General features: G+C 55.9%; 16 protein-coding genes and 1 pseudogene. 11 read left to right on the forward strand and 6 right to left on the reverse strand.

Going from position 1 to position 19,414, the window contains the following annotated elements:
• Window positions 1-137: 137 nt before the first annotated feature.
• A complete protein-coding gene (locus E8E95_RS00925) occupies window positions 138-1,949 on the forward strand; it encodes a GGDEF domain-containing protein (RefSeq protein WP_280283421.1) in 1,812 nt (603 codons plus the stop codon).
• A gap of 238 nt (window positions 1,950-2,187) precedes the next feature.
• Here the strand turns inward: E8E95_RS00925 and E8E95_RS00930 are convergent, their stop codons facing one another.
• On the reverse strand, window positions 2,188-3,324 hold the full coding sequence (locus E8E95_RS00930; protein WP_280283420.1) for an LLM class flavin-dependent oxidoreductase: 1,137 nt from the start codon (window positions 3,322-3,324) through the stop codon (window positions 2,188-2,190).
• A 305-nt stretch (window positions 3,325-3,629) separates the two neighbouring features.
• Here E8E95_RS00930 and E8E95_RS00935 point away from each other — a divergent pair, with 305 nt between their 5' ends.
• On the forward strand, window positions 3,630-4,238 hold the full coding sequence (locus tag E8E95_RS00935) for a TetR/AcrR family transcriptional regulator (protein WP_280283419.1): 609 nt from the start codon (window positions 3,630-3,632) through the stop codon (window positions 4,236-4,238).
• A gap of 529 nt (window positions 4,239-4,767) precedes the next feature.
• Here E8E95_RS00935 and E8E95_RS00940 read toward each other — a convergent pair.
• Window positions 4,768-5,025 (reverse strand): annotated as a pseudogene (locus E8E95_RS00940) (transposase); the annotation flags it as partial.
• A gap of 367 nt (window positions 5,026-5,392) precedes the next feature.
• On the opposite strand from E8E95_RS00940, the gene E8E95_RS00945 reads away from it, so the two are divergent.
• From E8E95_RS00945 to E8E95_RS00985, 9 genes are all read left to right on the forward strand, one after another.
• Complete coding sequence (locus E8E95_RS00945) at window positions 5,393-6,136, forward strand: dienelactone hydrolase family protein (RefSeq protein WP_280283418.1); 744 nt, start codon at window positions 5,393-5,395, stop codon at window positions 6,134-6,136.
• Window positions 6,137-6,202: 66 nt separating this feature from the next.
• Entirely contained in the window at window positions 6,203-7,534 is a 1,332-nt protein-coding gene (locus E8E95_RS00950) for a PAS domain-containing protein (RefSeq protein WP_280347430.1), read from the forward strand.
• 439 nt (window positions 7,535-7,973) lie between these two features.
• Window positions 7,974-8,474 carry a hypothetical protein gene (locus E8E95_RS00955; protein WP_280283416.1) on the forward strand — a complete coding sequence of 167 codons (501 nt, stop codon included), beginning with the start codon at window positions 7,974-7,976 and terminating at the stop codon, window positions 8,472-8,474.
• 46 nt (window positions 8,475-8,520) lie between these two features.
• Window positions 8,521-10,026 (forward strand): CoA-acylating methylmalonate-semialdehyde dehydrogenase, encoded by a 1,506-nt coding sequence (locus tag E8E95_RS00960; protein ID WP_280283415.1) that lies wholly within the window; start codon window positions 8,521-8,523, stop codon window positions 10,024-10,026.
• A 48-nt stretch (window positions 10,027-10,074) separates the two neighbouring features.
• On the forward strand, window positions 10,075-10,848 hold the full coding sequence (locus E8E95_RS00965; protein ID WP_280283414.1) for an enoyl-CoA hydratase: 774 nt from the start codon (window positions 10,075-10,077) through the stop codon (window positions 10,846-10,848).
• Window positions 10,849-10,880: 32 nt separating this feature from the next.
• On the forward strand, window positions 10,881-11,771 hold the full coding sequence (gene mmsB, locus E8E95_RS00970) for a 3-hydroxyisobutyrate dehydrogenase (RefSeq protein ID WP_280283413.1): 891 nt from the start codon (window positions 10,881-10,883) through the stop codon (window positions 11,769-11,771).
• Window positions 11,772-11,773: 2 nt separating this feature from the next.
• Complete coding sequence (locus tag E8E95_RS00975) at window positions 11,774-12,874, forward strand: enoyl-CoA hydratase/isomerase family protein (RefSeq protein WP_280347432.1); 1,101 nt, start codon at window positions 11,774-11,776, stop codon at window positions 12,872-12,874.
• A 36-nt stretch (window positions 12,875-12,910) separates the two neighbouring features.
• Entirely contained in the window at window positions 12,911-14,062 is a 1,152-nt protein-coding gene (locus E8E95_RS00980) for an acyl-CoA dehydrogenase family protein (protein ID WP_280283411.1), read from the forward strand.
• A 160-nt stretch (window positions 14,063-14,222) separates the two neighbouring features.
• Complete coding sequence (locus E8E95_RS00985) at window positions 14,223-14,888, forward strand: TetR/AcrR family transcriptional regulator (protein WP_280283512.1); 666 nt, start codon at window positions 14,223-14,225, stop codon at window positions 14,886-14,888.
• Here the strand turns inward: E8E95_RS00985 and E8E95_RS00990 are convergent.
• The 4 genes from E8E95_RS00990 to E8E95_RS01005 all read right to left on the reverse strand — a co-directional run.
• Window positions 14,870-15,820, reverse strand: a complete 951-nt coding sequence (locus E8E95_RS00990; protein WP_280283410.1) for a LysR family transcriptional regulator — start codon at window positions 15,818-15,820, stop codon at window positions 14,870-14,872. The two genes, E8E95_RS00985 and E8E95_RS00990, sit on opposite strands and share 19 nt — an antisense overlap.
• 306 nt (window positions 15,821-16,126) lie before the next feature.
• Complete coding sequence (locus E8E95_RS00995; protein ID WP_280283409.1) at window positions 16,127-16,921, reverse strand: SDR family oxidoreductase; 795 nt, start codon at window positions 16,919-16,921, stop codon at window positions 16,127-16,129.
• Window positions 16,922-17,095: 174 nt separating this feature from the next.
• Window positions 17,096-18,193 (reverse strand): LLM class flavin-dependent oxidoreductase, encoded by a 1,098-nt coding sequence (locus tag E8E95_RS01000; RefSeq protein ID WP_280347434.1) that lies wholly within the window; start codon window positions 18,191-18,193, stop codon window positions 17,096-17,098.
• Between the two features lie 62 nt (window positions 18,194-18,255).
• A partial coding sequence (locus E8E95_RS01005; protein WP_218649258.1) for an LLM class flavin-dependent oxidoreductase occupies window positions 18,256-19,414 on the reverse strand: 1,159 nt, incomplete at its 5' end.

Here is a 19,414-nt window from a genome sequence, read left to right on the forward strand (position 1 = left end):
AGGGCCAATCTCTAATGGCTACCCCTAGCAAAGACACTCGCGCAGATGGTGCCTCAGTGGCAGCGGAGGCAGGCTGCAGTCTTCGGGAGCTGGAGCGACTTAACCGAACGCTCGAGACCCTTAGTGCAGGCAATCGTATGCTTCTGCGCTGCTCAAATGAGCAAGAACTACTGAACGGCATGTGCCGCGTAATAGTAGGAAAAGGCTATTATCGCTATGCCGGTGTTTGGAGTGCGCTAAACGACGATGGCTATCCCCTAGTCCATATGGCGTATGCACTCAGCTCTTCACATAGCCTTCAGGAGGCTGATTTTTTTAAAAGTATTTCGCTTTCGTGGGCAAATCCAGAAAGGGGAGGAGCCGCAGCTATCGCTGTCATTACAGGTAAAGCCTGTGTCGGCCGCAACCTTCTTACCGACCCTGACCACGCTAAATGGCGCGAAGACATGGTTCGTCTTGGTTATGGATCGGTTACTGCCTTTCCATTACGGGTAGGTTCAGTTGTCGTAGGATCTCTGTGCATCACTGCTACCGAACCTGACGTATTTGATGAGTCTGAAGTTTCTTTGTTAGGTGAGTTGGCTGATGATCTGGCGTTCGGGATAGAAAATTTACGCATACGTGCAAAGCATCAAGCTGCAGAAATAAAAATTCATCAAATGGCTTACTACGACCCACTTACCGGACTACCTAATCGAGAGATGTTTTATGACAAAATCAAGTCAGCCATTATAGAGCTCAGAGAGAAAAATCGCCCGCTCGCAGTATTGCTTCTAAAGGCCAAAAATTATCACGAAATCAAGGACACCTTTGGATACATACAGGGAGACAAGTTACTACAGGAGATCGCCAACCAGCTCTGCGCGACAATACTCTCAAGTGGATTTGTTTCTCGCGTAGGCGAGGCCGAATTTGCTATTCTTTATCCTCATGCGGACGCAGAATTGGCTATTCAAATGGCGCACAAGCTTAATACACTATTTCATTGTGCGCCTGACTCTTCTGGACTAACCCACTATACAAGGGTGACGATAGGAATTGCGTTATTCCCCGGCCATGGTGTTGAGCCGGATGCATTATTTAGGCATGCACGAGCTGCCATGTCCGAGGCGAGGCGCACAGGACGCGACTATGTGGTATTCGCGCATAGCCTTGATGAGGCATGCACCAACCGGTTATTACTGACGTCGGACTTGCGTGAAGCGATCAAGCTTGGCCAGCTAATACTCTATTGCCAGCCTAAATTCAGTTTAGCTTGCTCGCATCTATGTGGAGCTGAGGCACTAGTGCGTTGGCGGCATCCGGTTAGAGGCATGGTGCCTCCAAGCGAGTTTGTGACACTTGCTGAATTCACCGGACTGATTACCACACTCACCTTTTGGGTTCTCGAAGCTGCATTTAGACAATGCTTTGCATGGAATGAGTCAGGTTTAAACATTCCATTGTCCATAAATCTTTCGGCGCAAGACTTATGCGACACTAGGCTAGTCACCAAGATCGAAGGGTTGATGGCCACTTGGGGGGCGAAGTCGAATTGGATTCAGTTTGAGGTTACTGAAAGTGCGCTCATGGAGGACCCAACTAATGCGCTAGAAACACTGCGAAAATTGAAAGAAATAGGGGTTCAGCTTGCTGTCGATGATTTTGGAATTGGCTATTCCAGCTTGAGCTACCTACAAAATCTGCCGATAGATGCAATTAAGATCGATCAGTCTTTCGTTAAGCAAATGGCCGAGCACCCGAAGGCAGCTGCTATTGTTCACTCTACGATTGAGTTAGCGCACAGATTGAATTTAGAGGTAATTGCTGAGGGTGTTGAAAACCAAGAGGCTTGGGAGCGCCTCGTGAAGATGGGGTGCGATGTAGTTCAAGGTTACCACATAGGAGCGCCAATGCCAGCGGAAGCTTTCGGAGATTGGTTGGAGCACTCTAAATGGAAGTTATTTTAGAGGTAACAACCAAGTCGCTTGAAAAGGGGACGTTGCCCCCTGAGACCGAAGAGTCGGAAGAGGTGGCAATTTTTTCGAAAGAAAGGCGCAACTCTGGAAACCGGATGGTTTCGATATAAAGATATTGCCCACAATTCGAGCGGTAATAAGTAGCTCTTAACTCTCAGTCCATCAAATCGAAAAGCCCCCTGAGCGAAGCCTCAGGGGACACGATTAGGATAGCCTGCTAGCGCTAGGTTCAGCGATTAGGAAGCGCAATCTTGGGAGCGACCTCTTTAGCGATCAACTCTAGCGACTGAAACCAGGGCGCCGGATCATCATAGTAATCATGTGCTTCTACCTGTAGCGTCCCCCAACCACCTGTTGCTTCAAACAGCGCATTGATCTTCTCCTTCACGGTATCTGGCGAACCGACCAGGAAGACGTGATCCACCAAGAACTCAAGATCAGCATTAGCCGGATCGATACCTGCATCCTTGGCATACCCATCCATCATGCCGAATCGACGCCAGATGGGGATCAGGTAGTGCTGGAAGCAGTAGCCGATCGGTCCTTCCATCACCAAGCGCTTGGCTTCCTTGTCGGTTTCAGCACAAAACACAGTGTGGGATACCGCATGACGCGAACGCTCCGGGGTATGGCCCGCTTTAATGGCCGCTTCGGAATAGACTTCCCAGTGTTTCTTCAATGCATCAAGACCAGAAAAGATCGAAACCGGCTTGAAGTTGCGCTCACCGGCCAGACGCATGGACGGCGAGTTGTAGCTGAAACCGGTTACCGCGATCTCAGGTGCCTTTGCCCCCCAAGGGCTGAAATCCGCCAACTTATGCTGTTCATCACCCTCGGCACCTTCAAGCTCTTCCGGATACCCCGCATCCCAGTACTTACCTTTATAGAAGAATGGCTCACGCTTCCAGATCTTCTCCATGATAAACAGCGACTCTCGCACCATGTCGTTCAGGTCCTTGGTTTCGTCTCCACCGCTAGCCGTGTTGGACTGGCCGGCGTTGCGAATTCCGTGCATGTAGGAGGCCTGCGGATAGGCGCCAGCACCAATACCGAGGAAGTAACGGCCTTCCAGAATCTGTGACAACCAGCCGATCATGGTCGCTAGTTTTGCTGGATGCTGATGCGGCAGCAGGTGGGCCATAGGCCCGAACTTTATGTTCTTGGTTTGCAAGGCTGCAGCGGCGATTAAAAGTTCAGGGTTGGGGATGTTTTCCCAGATTTGCGAGGCGTGCTCGGAGATCATCATTGAATCGATACCGACGCTGTCCGCCTGCACGGCACTCTGGATACCCCAATCAAAGGTCTGCTTGGCTGTCCGGCCAGGACGCATGTAGGGATGAAAGATCAAACCAGTTTCCATTGCCATAATTGTTGTCTCCTCTAGATGGGGAATAGGCAAGGGAGGCATTAGCCTCTGTCTGCCGGCAGGTGCCAGCAGAGGCGACTATAACGGCGTTATAGAGACCAGTCAACCATCGCGTTGATGAATTTTTAATGCTTGTCACCCCAGCATTCGCTAAGCTGGACCCCTGGCGCTCCTAGATCGTGTCTGGTGCCAAATACCACACGAGCGGGAGCGACGAGGAAGAACCCTGACGATACCTTTTGTCCACCAGGATTAACCCAAATCGGCTCAGGGATTTTATTGAGTTTTATGCACAGGTTTATTAGATGAAATCGATGGTTTCTCCCAGCATTAAGGATCGCCCCAGCGACACTCTCGAAGTGAAGGAGCGCTTGCTGCAGGTAGCTCGGCACCTACTGAGTACAGAGGGACGCGAGGGGGCAAGCTCACGCGCAATCTGCGCCCTGGCAGGGGTCGGCGCACCAACGATCTATCATTACTTCGGCGATCTGACAGGGCTGCACCGGGCTGCCATTGATGAAACCTATGTGCAAGTAGCCGAAGCCTATCAACAGGGAGCGAATGAGCGCGGCCCCCAGCAAGGGTTGAGAAACGGCTGGGGCGCTTTTAATCACTTTGCTCATCAAGAGCCACTTATGTGCAGGATAGTTATCCAACAAATCCTAGCCGGCGAGCCTCCTGCTACCGTTGCGGAAACGCTGCGCACGGTAGAGAACGACCTATCGCGGCTAAATGAAGAAGGTGTCCTGAATTGCCCCGCTCATGAAGCCGTTCAATTATTATGGATAGGTACACTGGGAACAGCTTGCTTTACATCCATCAAAAAAAATGAAGAGCAAGAAAGTTACCCAGCATTACAAGAGAGGATGGTGGATATAGTCCTTAACGCGTTGTTTTCAAATAAAATCCAATAGATTTAGACGGACCTTTTGAGCATCTGGATAGTTTTACTTTTTATTTTACTGCGCGCACTTTCATCATGGATTAAGCGCTTACATGGCACGGCCAGTAACGCCAATTGTATTAAAACTGGTCGATACCGGGATCTTGCCGTCGCGAACGGCGTGGCGGCAGTGGCTCGAACTCACGCCTGAGCTTGGGCTTGCCCCGCACCATCCCGCTAACTTCAGCACGGCCTAAAGTCGCTGGGTGACTGGCGATACCGATTGCCGCCCAGAAAAGCTCCATTAACTCAGCCTGACTGGAAAGCTTGCGCGTCAGGGCCAGTTGAACGAGAAGTGGGTGTTTCTCCGCGGAAATTCTCGACGGCCGTCCAGCCCTGGTCATCGGCTCGCCCTCGGGAAGGAACCAATGGATTACCTGATTTTGTCTACACCCTCTTAAGGAGTGGCTAGCACAGCATTCCGGTTTCAAGATGCGCTTCATGCCGACCAGCGCAGCCTGCTTGTCTTTTAGCATCTCCCGATTGCGCAGCGGCAACTAGCGGCTGCCCTTGACCACTAGTTGCGCCGGCTTGTCATGGCACAGGGCATTGGCCTGATCAACGCGGATCCGGTCGAGCACCTCGCGGCCATAGCGGGCGAAGACATAGAACAGGTCGCATACCACCTCCGCGCGTGGGCAATGCCATCTCACTTCCATATCGAAGGCGGTGTTCATGTCCATAGCCACTGACTCGAACTGTTGGCACCACTCGCCGAGCAGTTCGAAGAACAGCAAGATCGCCTTACGGCTGTTGCCGCGGAGAAGCGATGGCCCTTGTACAACGCAAATGCGAAGAAATGGCCCCATCGACTGCCTGCTTCGTCCCACATCCAGCACCGCCAACGATCGGAGTTCACGTCCCTTCGATACGCGCCACATATCAACACACGTGTTGACCAAGGAGGAAAGTCGATGCTAGGGTGCTCGACGAAGATTCCACACGCGGCCGTCGTCGCAAAACTCTTCAACGGAATGGTAAGCGAACCTGCCCGAGCAATTTGATCCAGCTCTCCGGCAGCACCTTAAAAGCTCGCTAAAGGCACTATTCCTGGAACCAACGCGTTAATTGGCGTTGGTCGGATTCGAATGCAGACAATTAAATAACAACAAGGGTTGCATCGCCTTGAATCACGAACAGGTTTCAATAGAAACACACGATGGCAAGTGTCAGGCGCACATCTTCAAGCCAGAGGGTCAGGGCCCCTGGCCCGCCGTGATCTTTTGCATGGATGGCTTTGGCATCCGTCCCACATTGTTCCAAATGGCTAGGCGGCTCGCACAAGGCGGCTATGTCGTATTACTACCTGACCTGTTTTATCGAGCTGGCCGCTATGGGCCATTGGCGCCTGCAGAGATTTTCAGAAGCCGCGATGTCATGGGCGCAATCGGCCACCTCCTCGCCTCAACGGACAATCACAAGGCGGCACGAGATGCGCAGGCATTCATAGACTACTTGGACACCCGCACCGATGTTGCTAGTCCCAATATCGGGACAACCGGATATTGCATGGGTGGTGGCATTTCTCTCTCCATTGCAGGCACATACCCGGATCGAATTTTGGCTGCAGCGAGCTTCCATGGAGGCAATCTTGCTACGGATGCTGAAACCAGCCCTCATTTACTGGCGCCATCAATCAAGGCGCGAGTCTATGTCGCCAGTGCCGATAGAGACGACTACTACTCACCACAAATGGCGAGGCGTCTGGAGAAAGCGCTGTTAGAGGCGGGCGTAGATCACCGATGTGAAACCTATGCAGGGGCCCTACACGGTTTCGCCGTACCTGACTTTCAAGAATTCAAGAAAGAAGCTGCCGAGCGCCATTGGCGCGAACTTTTTGGCTTGCTTGAAACGACACTTATTATTTAATAGCCACAATGTAATCATTTTTTAGTAGGCACAAGACGACCAACCTTAATTGCAACGGGCGCTCACATGCTGAAATCTAAAAGCCGCAGAGCTACAACTGAATGCCTTATGCATCTAATTGATGCGCTGGAAGGACACTCCACATCCAACGCACCAGAAGAGAATTTAACTACCCCTCCCCTAGTTAAGCGTGCTTACCGCGCATTGCGCGAACATGTGCAAGCGCAAGATCATAAGCAGCAACAACAGATTGCCCTCGCCAGCCAGATAATTTCGTTAACTCAGCAGCAAACCACTACCACGACCGAAAAATTTCATGTCGATCAGCGCATCGAACTAATTAGCCTAGCCAGCAACGAAGGACTTTGGGATCTTCCGGTGAAAAATGGAGACCCCGTGAATCCAAATAACTCCCTTTGGTGCTCAACACGGTTTCGCACATTACTTGGGCTGGATGACGAAAATGATCTATCCGTACAACTAGGAACTTGGATTCAGCGCATACATCCCGCAGATTTGAAACCTACAACGGATGCATTGAGCAAATATCTGAAAGATAGCCGAGACGACGTTACTTTTCGTACTGAATACCGACTACGTAATGCCACGGGCGATTATGTAAAAGTTGAGGTAAACGCAAGGGCCTGGCGTGACGCGAAAGGTGTACTGATACGCATGGCCGGCACTATACGTGACGTACAAGTACAGCGCGAACGTGATTGCGAACTGGAGCGGACGCTTGAGCGATTCGAGATTGCCAGGGAGATAATCAGCGACGGCCTCTGGGATATGGAGGTGAGAGGCGGCAACCCACTGAATCCTCACAATCCCCTATGGTGGTCGCAACAATTCCTTCAGATGCTTGGTTTCGAAGATCCAGATGAATTTCCCAATGTTCTCGAAAGCTGGGTTTCTCGCATCCATCCAGACGACAGACAAAATGTGTCCGATTTGTTTGGCGCACACATAAACGACAGCAGCGGTGGCACCCCGTTTGAGGCGACCTACCGGATAAAATTGAAAAGCGGCGAGTATCGCTGGTTCAGCTCCCGCTGCAAGACACTACGAAGCACTGACGGAAAGCCGCTCCGGATAGCGGGAGCGTTGGTAGACATGCACTCCCAGTACCAAGAGGAACAATTGCGTGAGGAGCGGGAACTGCAGGGTAAACTCATAGAACGAAACCTAAGTAAGCTTACCGAGATTGTTAGTGCTATCCAAGCCATCGCTAGCCGCACAAATCTACTCGCCCTCAATGCGGCAATTGAGGCCGCACGCGCTGGTGAGGCTGGACGAGGATTTGCAGTAGTTGCTGATGAAGTCCGAAAACTTGCGACACGAACAAGCGAGGCCACTCAACAGGCGGCCGAAATGCTTGCCACGCAAAATAACAATTAAAACCCCTCTTACGGGCAATACATTCCGAAACAGTAAAAATTTTACCACAAGGCGCCCCAAGCATCACAGCAACGCTAGCGACTTGCTTAGCGCCAAAATTGCGCACCCTATACAACAAATTATCTGAATAAATCATATGTCGCAAAACTATACGACGAAGGTGCACACCGTCGCTCCAACACCAAAAAAAACCAGCACTTGGCTGTGCAATCTCAAAACTCACTCATCACATCGACTGCGACCTTCAATCTAAGCGCATCACATGCTTAGGGATAGCATCGAGCCACCCAACCGGCATTTACAGACAGGGTATTTTTTAATGCACATCGCACAGGTTTTTTTGCTTATTTCATCCTAAATGCCTGCATCCCTATACTCGATTCAGCTAGCTCGTCGATGAATGACGTACCGGCCACGCAAAACAACAAGAGAACCAGCCATGAGCGACGTAGCTCTTAATAGTGCCCAGGGTAATCCAAAGCAATACCGCGGCGATGGCCTTTCCAGCATGGAGAGCACGACTATTGGATGGCACGAATTCCTTCTTTTCAGCACCGATGCCGCCCTATTCTTCAAAAAACTCCCCATTCCTTTGCAAGGTACCTTAGCTGCCTTCGCCGCCTATGCAGATGAGGTCATCGGTCATCTGATAGGCACGGTCTCCTCCATTCATGAGCAACGACTGCTGACTTGGGGGTGGAAATTTCCATATCTGCCCAAGATCACTCTGCGCCTTTTAGGCTTGCTTCTCCGAGCAAACTTCGTCACGTCTCCGGACCTTGGAAAGCTCAATCACAATAGCCTTCGTTCACAAGTGCTGCCGATTGCCGAACCTCATCGCTATATTGATAGCGACAACTTACCGGCCTACTCGGATTCACCGCTCCCCTTTTACCTAGTCCCTTCTCTACCAAGTACACGAAGTCAAACCTGGCTGTAAGAGTGATCAATCAACTTCTTTATAAACCACCCACAGGAACATATACATGGGCGCTTCAACTCCTAAAGTAAAGCTCTTAATCAACGGCGAATTTGTTGAATCGAAAACCACCCAGTGGCGTGACGTGGTCAACCCAGCCACCCAGGAAGTCCTGGCCAGCGTGCCCTTCGCCACCCAGGATGAGATGAATGCTGCCGTCGCCGCCGCCCAGGAAGCCTTCAAGACCTGGCGCAAGACCCCCATCGGTGCCCGCGCCCGCATCTTCCTCAAGTACCAGCAGCTGATCCGCGAAAACATGAAGGAGCTGGCCGCCTTGCTCACCGCCGAACAGGGCAAGACCCTGCCGGATGCTGAAGGCGACGTGTTCCGTGGCCTGGAAGTGGTGGAGCACGCGGCCAACATCGGCACCTTGCAGATGGGCGAGCTGGCCAACAACGTGGCCAATGGCGTGGACACCTACACCCTGCTGCAACCGATCGGCGTGTGCGCCGGCATCACCCCGTTCAACTTCCCAGCGATGATCCCGCTGTGGATGTTCCCCATGGCCATCGCCTGCGGCAACACCTTCGTCCTCAAGCCCTCCGAGCAGGACCCGCTGGTGACCATGCGCCTCGCCGAACTGGCCCTGGAAGCCGGCATTCCGAAAGGCGTGCTGAACGTGATCCACGGTGGCGTCGATGCGGTGAACCTGATCTGCGACCACCCGGACATCAAAGCCGTGTCCTTCGTCGGCTCCACCAAGGTGGGCACCCACGTCTACAACCGCGCCACCCTGAACGGCAAGCGCGCCCAATGCATGATGGGCGCCAAGAACCACGCCATCGTCCTGCCCGACGCCCACAAGCAGCAGACCCTGAACAACCTGCTAGGCGCTTCCTTCGGCGCCGCCGGCCAGCGCTGCATGGCCCTGCCGGTGGTGATCCTGGTGGGCGAGGCGCAGACCTGGCTGCCGGAGCTGGTGGAAAAGGCCAAGACCCTCAAGGTCAATGCCGGCGTCGAGCCGGGTACCGATATCGGCCCGGTGGTGTCCTGCGCGGCGCTGGACCGCATCAGCGGCCTGATCGCCACCGGCATCGAGGAAGGCGCCAAGCTGGTCCTGGACGGCCGCAACCCGAGTGTGCCCGGCTACCAGGAAGGCAACTTCGTCGGCCCGACCATCTTCTCCGGCGTAACCCCCTCGATGACCATCTACCGCGAAGAGATCTTCGGGCCGGTGCTCTGCGTGGTGAACGCCGCCACCCTGGACGAGGCCATCGCCTTCATCAATGCCAACCCGAACGGCAATGGTACCGCCCTGTTCACCCGTTCCGGCGCCGCCGCACGGCACTTCCAGGAAGAAATCGACGTTGGCCAGGTCGGTATCAACGTACCGATTCCGGTGCCGGTACCGCTGTTCTCCTTCAGCGGTTCGCGCGCTTCCAAGCTGGGCGACCTCGGTCCCTACGGCAAGCAGGTCGTGCTGTTCTACACCCAGACCAAGACCATCACCCAGCGCTGGTTCGACGAAAGCGATGTCGGCGGCGCAGTGAACACCACCATTACCCTCAAGTGAGGCTTCAGGGGCGGGCTATGAACCGCCCCTGATTCAGGAGACCTCTAGATGGCATTCGAATCTCTACTTGTTGAAGTCCATGGCCGCGTTGGCCTGATTACACTAAACCGACCCAAAGCGCTCAATGCGTTAAACGTCAATCTGATAGACGAAATCAACCGAGCATTAGACGGCCTGGATAGCGATCCCAACATCGGTTGCATGGTGATTACCGGTTCTTCCAAGGCCTTCGCGGCCGGCGCCGACATCAAGGAAATGGTCGACATGGCCTATCCGCAAGTTTTCCTTGATGACTTCTTCTCTGCAGCAGATCGCATTGCAGCCCGGCGCAAACCCCTGATCGCCGCTGTTGCTGGCTATGCGCTGGGCGGCGGCTGCGAGCTGGCGCTGATGTGCGACTTCATCTACGCAGCTGACAACGCTCGTTTTGCCCTGCCAGAGATCACCCTTGGTGTTTTACCCGGGATCGGCGGAACCCAACGCTTGGCTCGTGCCATTGGCAAGGCCAAGGCCATGGAGATGTGCCTAAGTGGTCGACAAATGGATGCCCAAGAGGCAGAGCGCGCTGGCTTGGTTGCACGCGTACTACCGGTTGAGCTCCTCCTCGAGGAAACGCTGAAAAGCGCTGCAGCCATAGCAGAGAAATCTATGCCGGCAGCCATGTTGATCAAGGAGTCGGTTAATCGCGCCTTCGAAGGCAGCTTGGCGGAAGGTATCCGGTTCGAGCGCCGAGTATTCCACTCCACTTTTGCCAACGCGGATCAAAGGGAAGGCATGAGTGCCTTCGTTGAAAAGCGTGCTCCCCGCTTTATTCACCGCTGAAATTTCTGGCCCGACCTCTGGAGGACGCCAACATGCATATCGGATTCCTTGGCCTCGGCAACATGGGCGGCCCCATGGCCCGCAACCTGCTCAAGGCCGGCCACAGCCTCACCGTGTTTGATCCCTCGCCGATCGCCACCGCCGCTCTCGTGGAGCTCGGCGCCCGCAGCGCCAACGGCCCGGCGGAGCTGGCCCGCGATGGCGTCGCCGCAATCATCACCATGCTGCCCACCGCGGCCCACGTGAAGGATGTCTACCTGGGCGCCAAGGGCCTGCTGGCCAACGTCAGCCAGGGGGTGCTGCTGATCGACAGCTCCACCATCGACCCGCTCAGCGCCCGCGAAGTGGCCAAGGCCGCTGCCGCCCAGGGCAATCCCATGCTCGACGCGCCGGTTTCCGGTGGCACTGGCGGCGCCGCAGCCGGCACCCTGACCTTCATGGTCGGCGGCACCGTCAGCGCCTTCGACCAGGCCCACCTGCTGCTCGCCGCCATGGGTAAGAACATCGTCCACTGCGGTGACACCGGCAACGGCCAGGTGGCCAAGATCGCCAACAACATGCTGCTGGGCATCTCCATGGTCGGCGTCGCCGAAGCCATGGCCCTGGGCGTCTCCCTCGGCATGGACGCTAAAGTGCTGGCCGGCATCATCAACACCTCCAGCGGCCGCTGCTGGAGCTCGGAGATCAACAACCCCTTCCCCGGCGTGCTGGAGAATGCACCGGCCTCCCGCGGCTACAGCGGCGGCTTCGGCACCGACCTGATGCTCAAGGACCTGGGCCTGGCCACCGAGGCTGCCCGCCACGCGAAGCAGCCGGTGGTGCTCGGCGCCGCGGCCCAGCAGCTCTACCAGACCTTCAGCCTGCAGGGGCATGGCGGCCTGGACTTCTCCGCGATCATCAACCTGTTCCGTCGGGAAGCCTGAGCATGAGCGAGCACGAGGCACCGGTCCTGGCCAGCGTGCGCAACCGCGTCGGCCACCTCACCCTCAACCGCCCGGACGGGCTGAACGCCCTGACCCTGCCCATGGTGCGCCTGCTTCATCGGCACCTCTGGGCCTGGGAACTGGACCCGGAAATAGTCGCAGTGGTGATCCGTGGTGCCGGCGAGAAGGCCTTCTGTGCCGGTGGCGACATCCGCATGCTCTACGAGAGCCATGCGGCCGGCGACAACCAGCACGAGCTGTTCCTCGAGGAGGAATACGCCCTGGACGAGTACCTGCACGGTTACGCCAAGCCGGTGCTGGCGCTGATGGACGGTTTCGTCCTCGGCGGCGGCATGGGCCTGGCCCAGTCCGCCTCGTTGCGGGTCATCACCGAGCGCACGCGGATGGGCATGCCGGAAGTCGGCATCGGCTTCTTCCCGGATGTAGGCGGCAGCTACTTCCTGCCGCGCCTGCCCGGTGAACTGGGCGTCTACCTGGGCGTCACCGGCCGCCAGGTGCGCGCCGCCGATGCCCTCTACACCGGACTGGCCGACTACTGTCTGCCGAGCGAGCGCATTGTCGAACTAGACCGGGCGCTGGATAACTTGCACTGGAGCTACGCGCCGCAGGAAAACCTCCACCAGCTGCTGGCCGGCCTAGCCACCGAGCGCATTCCCGGATCGGAGCTGAAGGCCTATCGCCAAGTTATCGACGAAATTTTTTCACTTCCCAATCTCAAGGAGATCCGCACGGCGCTGCAGTCCGACACCCGGCCCGGTGTACAAGATTGGGCAGAGGAAACGCTTCGCCTGCTCAACAAAAATTCCCCCCTCGCCATGGCTGTGACCCTCAAGCTACTGCGCTGCGGTCGATGCCTTAGTCTGGCTGACTGTTTCGATCTTGAGCTGCATCTTGACCGCCAGTGGTTCGACAAGGGCGACCTGATAGAGGGTATTCGCGCCCTGATCATCGACAAGGACAAAAACCCACGCTGGAACCCACCGAACCTTGAGGAGTTACAGGATGAACGGGTGAAAGCCTTTTTTGCAGGCTTCCATACCCGTCGAACCCCTGCAATAGCTGCTAAACGGCCAGAAACTTAATAGCGCCAGGCACGACCGATCCGCTGGAGACCTTTAATGCACGATATCGAACTCACCGAAGAACAACGCATGATCCGCGACATGGCGCGGGACTTCGCCCGCGCCGAAGTCGCGCCTCAGGCGCAGGCCTGGGAAAAGGCCGGCTGGATCGACGACGACCTGGTGCGGCAGATGGGCGAACTGGGCCTGCTCGGCATGGTGGTGCCCGAGACCTGGGGCGGCACCTACATCGACTATGTGGCCTATGCCCTGGCGGTGGAGGAAATCTCCGCCGGCGACGGTGCTCTCGGCGCCCTGATGAGTATCCACAACTCCGTGGGCTGCGGGCCCATCCTCAACTACGGAAGCCAGACGCAGAAGGACTTGTGGCTGCCGCAGCTGGCCAGCGGAACCGCCATCGGTTGCTTCTGCCTCACCGAACCCCAGGCGGGTTCGGAAGCGCACAACCTGCGCACCCGCGCCGAGCTCAAGGACGGCCAGTGGGTGCTGAACGGCGCCAAACAGTTTGTCAGCAATGGCAAGCGTGCCAAGCTCGCCATCGTCTTCGCCGTGACCGATCCGGAGCTGGGCAAGAAGGGCCTCTCCGCCTTCCTGGTCCCCACCGACACCCCCGGCTTCGTGGTGGACCGTAGCGAGCACAAGATGGGGATCAAGGCCTCCGATACCTGCGCCGTCACCCTGAGCGATTGTCGCATCCCCGAAGAGAACCTGCTGGGCCTGCGCGGCAAAGGCCTGGCCATCGCCCTGTCCAACCTCGAAGGCGGGCGCATCGGCATCGCCGCCCAGGCCCTCGGCATCGCCCGTGCGGCCTTCGAGGCGGCGCTGGGCTACGCGCGGGAGCGGGTTCAGTTCGGCAAGCCGATCATCGAGCACCAGAGCATCGGCAACCTGTTGGCGGACATGCACACCCGCCTCAACGCCGCGCGGCTGATGATTCTCCACGCCGCCCGCCTGAAGAGCGCCGGCCTGCCCTGCCTCTCGGAGGCGTCCCAGGCCAAGCTGTTCGCCTCGGAAATCGCCGAGCAGGTGTGCTCCAGCGCTATCCAGATCCACGGCGGCTACGGCTACCTGGAGGACTACCCGGTGGAGAAGTACTACCGCGATGCGCGCATCACCCAGATCTACGAAGGCTCCAGTGAAGTGCAGCGGCTGCTGATCGCTCGGGAAATGGCTAATTACACTTTATAGAACCTCTTGTGGGCGCCTCAGCGGTGCCCACAAGCGCCCCAACTATGCACCCACGATTATGACAAATATCCAAGAGTCGCTAGAAGCAGTACCTCTGGCGGCGAATAACAACGTTAGCTGTAGCCACATCGATGAAGATCTAATGTCCATGTCCATTACTTTGTTTGACGAGCTGCAGCCATCCACTCTCAGCCAAACTATAAGTACTACTGGCTCCCCAAAACGCTATCACCAAACACGTGAGAAAGCTCTGGAGTTATTCGCTAAGCGTGGCTATAGCCGAGTTAGCATGCGCGATTTGGCAGAGTTCATGGGCATTCGTGCCGGCTCTCTCTACAACCACATCGAAAGCAAAGAAGCCTTGCTGTTCGAGCTAATCGAGGAACTATATGAGCAGTTGCTAGATGGCGCGCTGGAATTGACCCACCGGGACGTCTCCCCCACAGCACGACTGCTTCTCCTCACTGAAACCCATCTCCAACTACACAACGGTATGGGCGCACACTTCCGTCTGGCGGAGTACGACGTACACTACCTCAATAACGATCACCAGGAGCGGATCCTAAAGTTGCGCCAACTCTATGAGGCAGTGCTAATAGAAACCGTGGAGCAACTAACTGGAGAGCCAGCATGCATGCTCCGACGTGCCGGCCTAGCTAGCATCGTTTCACAGCTTAACCAGTTACCGGCTTGGTTCGGAGAGGCACCAACTGGCAATACGGCAAAGTTTGAGATGCTACGCGAAATGATTATTGGATCCATACGAGGCGTGCTCCAGGCCACCCAGCGTATAGCTAACTCGGTAGCTCAAACCGGTGGCAGATAGCTCATCGATGTTGACTCGCCCATCAGTAGCGGCTGGTTAAGCTCGACGCAGCCCCGCAGATATTCGGCTACCTGAGTAATACGGCGGAGTTTACGTAGATCCTCGCTATAATAGATCCAGAACTGCCGCACTACCTCGATCTCACCCGGAAGAACTTCGCACAGACCCTGATTCTGTCCTGCTAGAAAGCAGGGAAGAATTGCAAGCGCTCTTCCCTCCAGCGCTGCATGGTAATGAGCAATCACACTAGTACTACGCAGTTGGCGTACCGCTCCGGGTACAAGGTCATTCAAGTAGAGAAGCTTGGGGCTGAAGGCTAAGTCTTCAACGTAGGAGATGAACGTGTGCCCGGCCAAGCTTTCGAGGCTGAGAATCGGCGCATGATTGGCCAAGTACCCAGGAGTGGCATACAAGCGAAGACGGTAGTCGCAAAGCTTAGAACAGACATACGGCCCCCGTTGCGGACGCTCCAGCGTGATAGCGATATCAGCCTCGCGCCTAGACAAGCTCACGAAGTGTGGCACCGGGAGAATATCCAATGAGATGTGTGGATGGCGGTCCTGGAATCGACTCATATGTTGAGTAATGAAACTGGAGCCGAATCCCTCAGTGCAACCGATACGCACATGCCCAGACAGTTCCAAGCCAGCGCCTGAAACTTGCTCGCAGGCTGCCTGTAGGGTGCTTTCAAGAGTCTCGGCGTAACTCAGCATGCGCTGCCCTTCGAGCGTGAGCACAAAACCCGCAGACCTAGATTTCTCGAATAGCAGTGCACCCAGGTTCTGCTCCAGAACACGGATTCGACGCGAGACTGTGGTGTAGTCAACGCCCAGCCTTCGAGAAGCAGCACTGGCGGTACCGGTGCGCGCCACTTCTAAGAAAAAGCGCAGGTCATCCCAATTTAGACGCTCAAGGCTGGCGCGATTTGGCATATTTTCCTCCAGTTCGCACGATCGGGGCTTAGCTAGCACGACCGACAGCAGTCGCGCCTCCCTTATCAACACTTATGTTGACTAGAGAGAACCTTTACACCATATAGACCAAAAAATCAAGTCCGACCGAACGGCGGCAGCCGCAGCGGGAACCTACACGCGAGTTCAAACAGATTGAGATGTTCTGAGGGCGTTGAACAGCATCACTAGCTGCGCCGTATTCTTGGCAAGGCCAGGGACTCGCCCCCTCACACATTACCGAACTAGGGCTCGACCATCCGAACGCTTGACCGCCCCGTATAAGGTTCACGGGGCCACTATCAGACCACCGTCAAGGGGAATAACCGTCCCAGTAAGATAGGCGCTTGCACGGGAGATTAAATAGATGGCAGTGCCGCCAATATCAGTTGCACTGCCAAACCGATGAGCAGGTATACCATCCAACACTGCGCGCTCAACTTCAGCATCAGCGATGACCCCGGCGGTCAGGTCGCTTGGAAAAAAACCCGGGGCAATGGCGTTAACGTTGATGTTCCGCGAACGTAAATCTGATGCCAGCGTACGGCTAAGCTGATGAATGGCAGCCTTGCTGCAACCATAGGCATAGGCGCCCCCGAAACTTTTTCCGAGAATGCCACCCACTGAACCGATATTGATTATGCGCGCCGGATCGTCAGCTGTGCCGGCCTTCTCCAGCAGGGGACACAGTGCCTGGATCAGGAGAAACGGCGATTGCAGGTTGAGGCTCATCACCGCAGACCAGTTTTTCTCTGTGACAGAGCCCAGTGGCGGCGCATGAAATACACCGGCATTGTTAACCAGCGCGTCCAGCAGGGAGCAGCGGGCCTGCACGGTGCGAAACAAATCGGCCAGATGATCATCGCGCACAAGGTCACACTCAATGAATTCGAACCCCCCGTACTCTGCCAGTTCATTGTTCAGACTGTCTGCCGCAGCACGGTCGCGCCCAGCGACCATCACCCGGCAGCCTGCCGCTACCAGACAGCGGGTAATCATTGCACCGATGCCCTTGGCCCCACCTGTAACCAATACTGTTTTTCCGGCGACGGAAAACAATCCAGATATGTCATTCCAAGACATAAATCTGAGCTCCTTGTCAGTTGAGTACTACAAGATGTGAAATGGCTGCCAAACAGCAGCCATTTGCGGCCGGATCAATACAGCAAAAACAACGCAACTTGATCCTTAGTGCGACCTGCTTTGATTAGAACTGGCAAAGCTAGGCGGAGGAGACCACCACCTAGCCTTTCGTTCTTACGATGTTTTGACGCGGGGTATCACTTCTTGCGCCAGTCGCTGCAGCGACTCGAAATAGGGTTCCGGGTTGTCGATATTGTCATGCGAGTTGACGATGACCTGACCGCAACCCCCAGTGCGCTCGATCATTGCCTCGATCTTTCGCGTCACGGTTTCCGGCGAACCACAGAGCCAGACATGGTCGGCAAGGAAGTCCATATCTATCTGACTGGGATCAATATCCACACCAGCATCCGCGATGATGCCTGGGAACAGATTGAACTTCTTGTAGATCGGGAACAGATAGTGCTCCCAAGTCTTGGCCATGCCACTGGCCTTGGCGCGCCGGCGGGCCTCGGCATCGGAGTCGGCAATGAAGATCTCCCGCGTCACACGGAAGCGCGACGTTTCCGGAGTAAAGCCCTTGGACTGCATAGCTGTGGCCCAAGTGTCGTAATGAGAACGCATAACCTCATGACCACCGAAGAAGGAGATCGGGCTGTAGTTGCGCTCACCGGCCCACTTCAGCGACGAGGAGTTTTTGGTCAGACCGGTAACGGCAATTTCCAGTGCCTCGCGGCCACCCCAGGGGCTGTTGTCCGCGATCTCCACATCATATTCGGGCATGGTATCCGGCCCAGGGAAGCCGGCCTGGAAGAACTTGCCCTTCTCCATGAAAGGTTTGCGCGCCCAGACCTTCTCCATAAGATCCAGCGCCTCAAACATCTGCTCTTGCAGCGGGCCAATGCCTTCGAAACCGTGCAGGATGGCATCGGTGTGATGTCCACCGGGCGCCACACCAAGGAAATAGCGACCTTCAAGAATCTGTGACAGCCAACCAACCTGAATCGCCAGACTAGCCGGGTTGTGATAGGGCAGCAGGTGCGCCATCGGCGCAAAACGGATGTTTTTGGTGATCGGCGCTGCGGCACCGATGATGATCTCCGGACAGGGAATGTTTTCCCAAGCCAGAGTCGCATGCTCACCGATCATGAAATCGGCAAAACCCGCCTCATCACAGACTTGTGCCAGCTTGAGAGACCAATCGAACATCTCCCGCGCAGTGCGGTGAGGAAGATTATAGGGAGTATGGAAAAATCCGCATTGCATAGTCATTACCTCTTGTTATTGTTTAGCCTGTCAGACTGGCTTGCCAGGCAAACCAGCCATGCAATCACTTAAACCAACGTGCCTTCGGCATCCTTGGTCGCGAAGCGAGGAGCCACCAGGCTGGCAAACTTTTCCAGTTCCTCGTTGTTCTGCTCCGGGTCCAGGTGACCCTGACCGAACATCAGGAACAGCTCGTTGAAGCCCAGGCGGTCGTGGGCGCGGCCGATCTGATCGGCGATCTCGTCAGCCGAGCCGATCAGCACGTTCGGCATTTTCTGGCCGAACGGGATGAACCACTTGTCCCAGAACCACTTGTGCTCGGCCATCAACTGCTTGGCCTTGTCCTTGTCATCGGTCAGCATCAGGAAACCACCCCAGGCAGCAACATCCTCACGGGCAACCTCCCGCTCGTGCTGGCGTGCGGTATCGGCATAGCGGGTCCACAGGGCATCACAGAAGTCCAGGTCGGAAGCCAGCACGATTGGCTTGCCGCCTTCCCGGGCCCACATGTCGACGGTGCGCATGCTGCCGGCAAAGCCGCCGTAAATTTTCGGGTGGGGACTCTGGTAGCACTTCGGCGCAATGCCGATCTGGCGCACGATGCCATCTGCATCCATGCCCTTGCCCATGCTGGCATAGGCCGGGTGACCGGCAGAGCCGCCATTTGGCGGAAACTCCCAGTGTTTGCCCTTGTGGCTGAACACGTCGTTGGCCCAGGCCTTCTTGATGACCTGCAGCGATTCCTCGAAGACTTCGCGGTTCAGCGCATCTTGCTCGTCGCGGGCCTTGGCGTTGTCCGGCGTAGTGGCGCTGACACCCGGACGCGCAGCATAGGAGTCGACCCAGCGCGCATGGTAGCCACGGGTGAAACCAACCATCAGGCGCCCTTGGAGCATGTGGTCAAGGGTGGCGATTTCTTCAGCGATACGCACCGGGTTATGGGTCGGCAGGGTGTACCCCATGATGCCGGCCTTCATCCGCTTGGAATGCAGGCCCACATAGAGACTGAACATGCCGGGATGGTTGTTGATCTCAAAACCTTCGATCTGCAGGTGATGCTCAGGCTGGCAATAGCCTGCATAACCAAGCTCATCCGCCAGACGAACGTAATCACGCACTTCGGATAGAAAGCGCTGATACAACTCAGGACGCTGCCCAGCCATACCCGCTTCCAGCTCATAACGACGACCGATCACACCTGTTTGCATCAAATGAAACTTCATTGCG

Origin of the sequence: Pseudomonas sp. BN414 (assembly GCF_029871275.1) — a bacterium.
In the GTDB taxonomy this organism is placed as follows: domain Bacteria; phylum Pseudomonadota; class Gammaproteobacteria; order Pseudomonadales; family Pseudomonadaceae; genus Metapseudomonas; species Metapseudomonas resinovorans_C.

What these genes read in the sequence shown, in the direction of transcription:
- E8E95_RS00995 (WP_280283409.1), bottom strand. Translation starts at nt 16,921, where the DNA reads ATGTCTTGGAATGACATATCTGGATTGTTTTCCGTCGCCGGAAAAACA.
- mmsB (WP_280283413.1), top strand. Translation starts at nt 10,881, where the DNA reads ATGCATATCGGATTCCTTGGCCTCGGCAACATGGGCGGCCCCATGGCC.
- E8E95_RS00930 (WP_280283420.1), bottom strand. Translation starts at nt 3,324, where the DNA reads ATGGCAATGGAAACTGGTTTGATCTTTCATCCCTACATGCGTCCTGGC.
- E8E95_RS00965 (WP_280283414.1), top strand. Translation starts at nt 10,075, where the DNA reads ATGGCATTCGAATCTCTACTTGTTGAAGTCCATGGCCGCGTTGGCCTG.
- E8E95_RS00975 (WP_280347432.1), top strand. Translation starts at nt 11,774, where the DNA reads ATGAGCGAGCACGAGGCACCGGTCCTGGCCAGCGTGCGCAACCGCGTC.
- E8E95_RS00955 (WP_280283416.1), top strand. Translation starts at nt 7,974, where the DNA reads ATGAGCGACGTAGCTCTTAATAGTGCCCAGGGTAATCCAAAGCAATAC.
- E8E95_RS00950 (WP_280347430.1), top strand. Translation starts at nt 6,203, where the DNA reads ATGCTGAAATCTAAAAGCCGCAGAGCTACAACTGAATGCCTTATGCAT.
- E8E95_RS00960 (WP_280283415.1), top strand. Translation starts at nt 8,521, where the DNA reads ATGGGCGCTTCAACTCCTAAAGTAAAGCTCTTAATCAACGGCGAATTT.
- E8E95_RS01000 (WP_280347434.1), bottom strand. Translation starts at nt 18,193, where the DNA reads ATGACTATGCAATGCGGATTTTTCCATACTCCCTATAATCTTCCTCAC.
- E8E95_RS00980 (WP_280283411.1), top strand. Translation starts at nt 12,911, where the DNA reads ATGCACGATATCGAACTCACCGAAGAACAACGCATGATCCGCGACATG.
- E8E95_RS00990 (WP_280283410.1), bottom strand. Translation starts at nt 15,820, where the DNA reads ATGCCAAATCGCGCCAGCCTTGAGCGTCTAAATTGGGATGACCTGCGC.
- E8E95_RS00935 (WP_280283419.1), top strand. Translation starts at nt 3,630, where the DNA reads ATGAAATCGATGGTTTCTCCCAGCATTAAGGATCGCCCCAGCGACACT.
- E8E95_RS00925 (WP_280283421.1), top strand. Translation starts at nt 138, where the DNA reads ATGCTTCTGCGCTGCTCAAATGAGCAAGAACTACTGAACGGCATGTGC.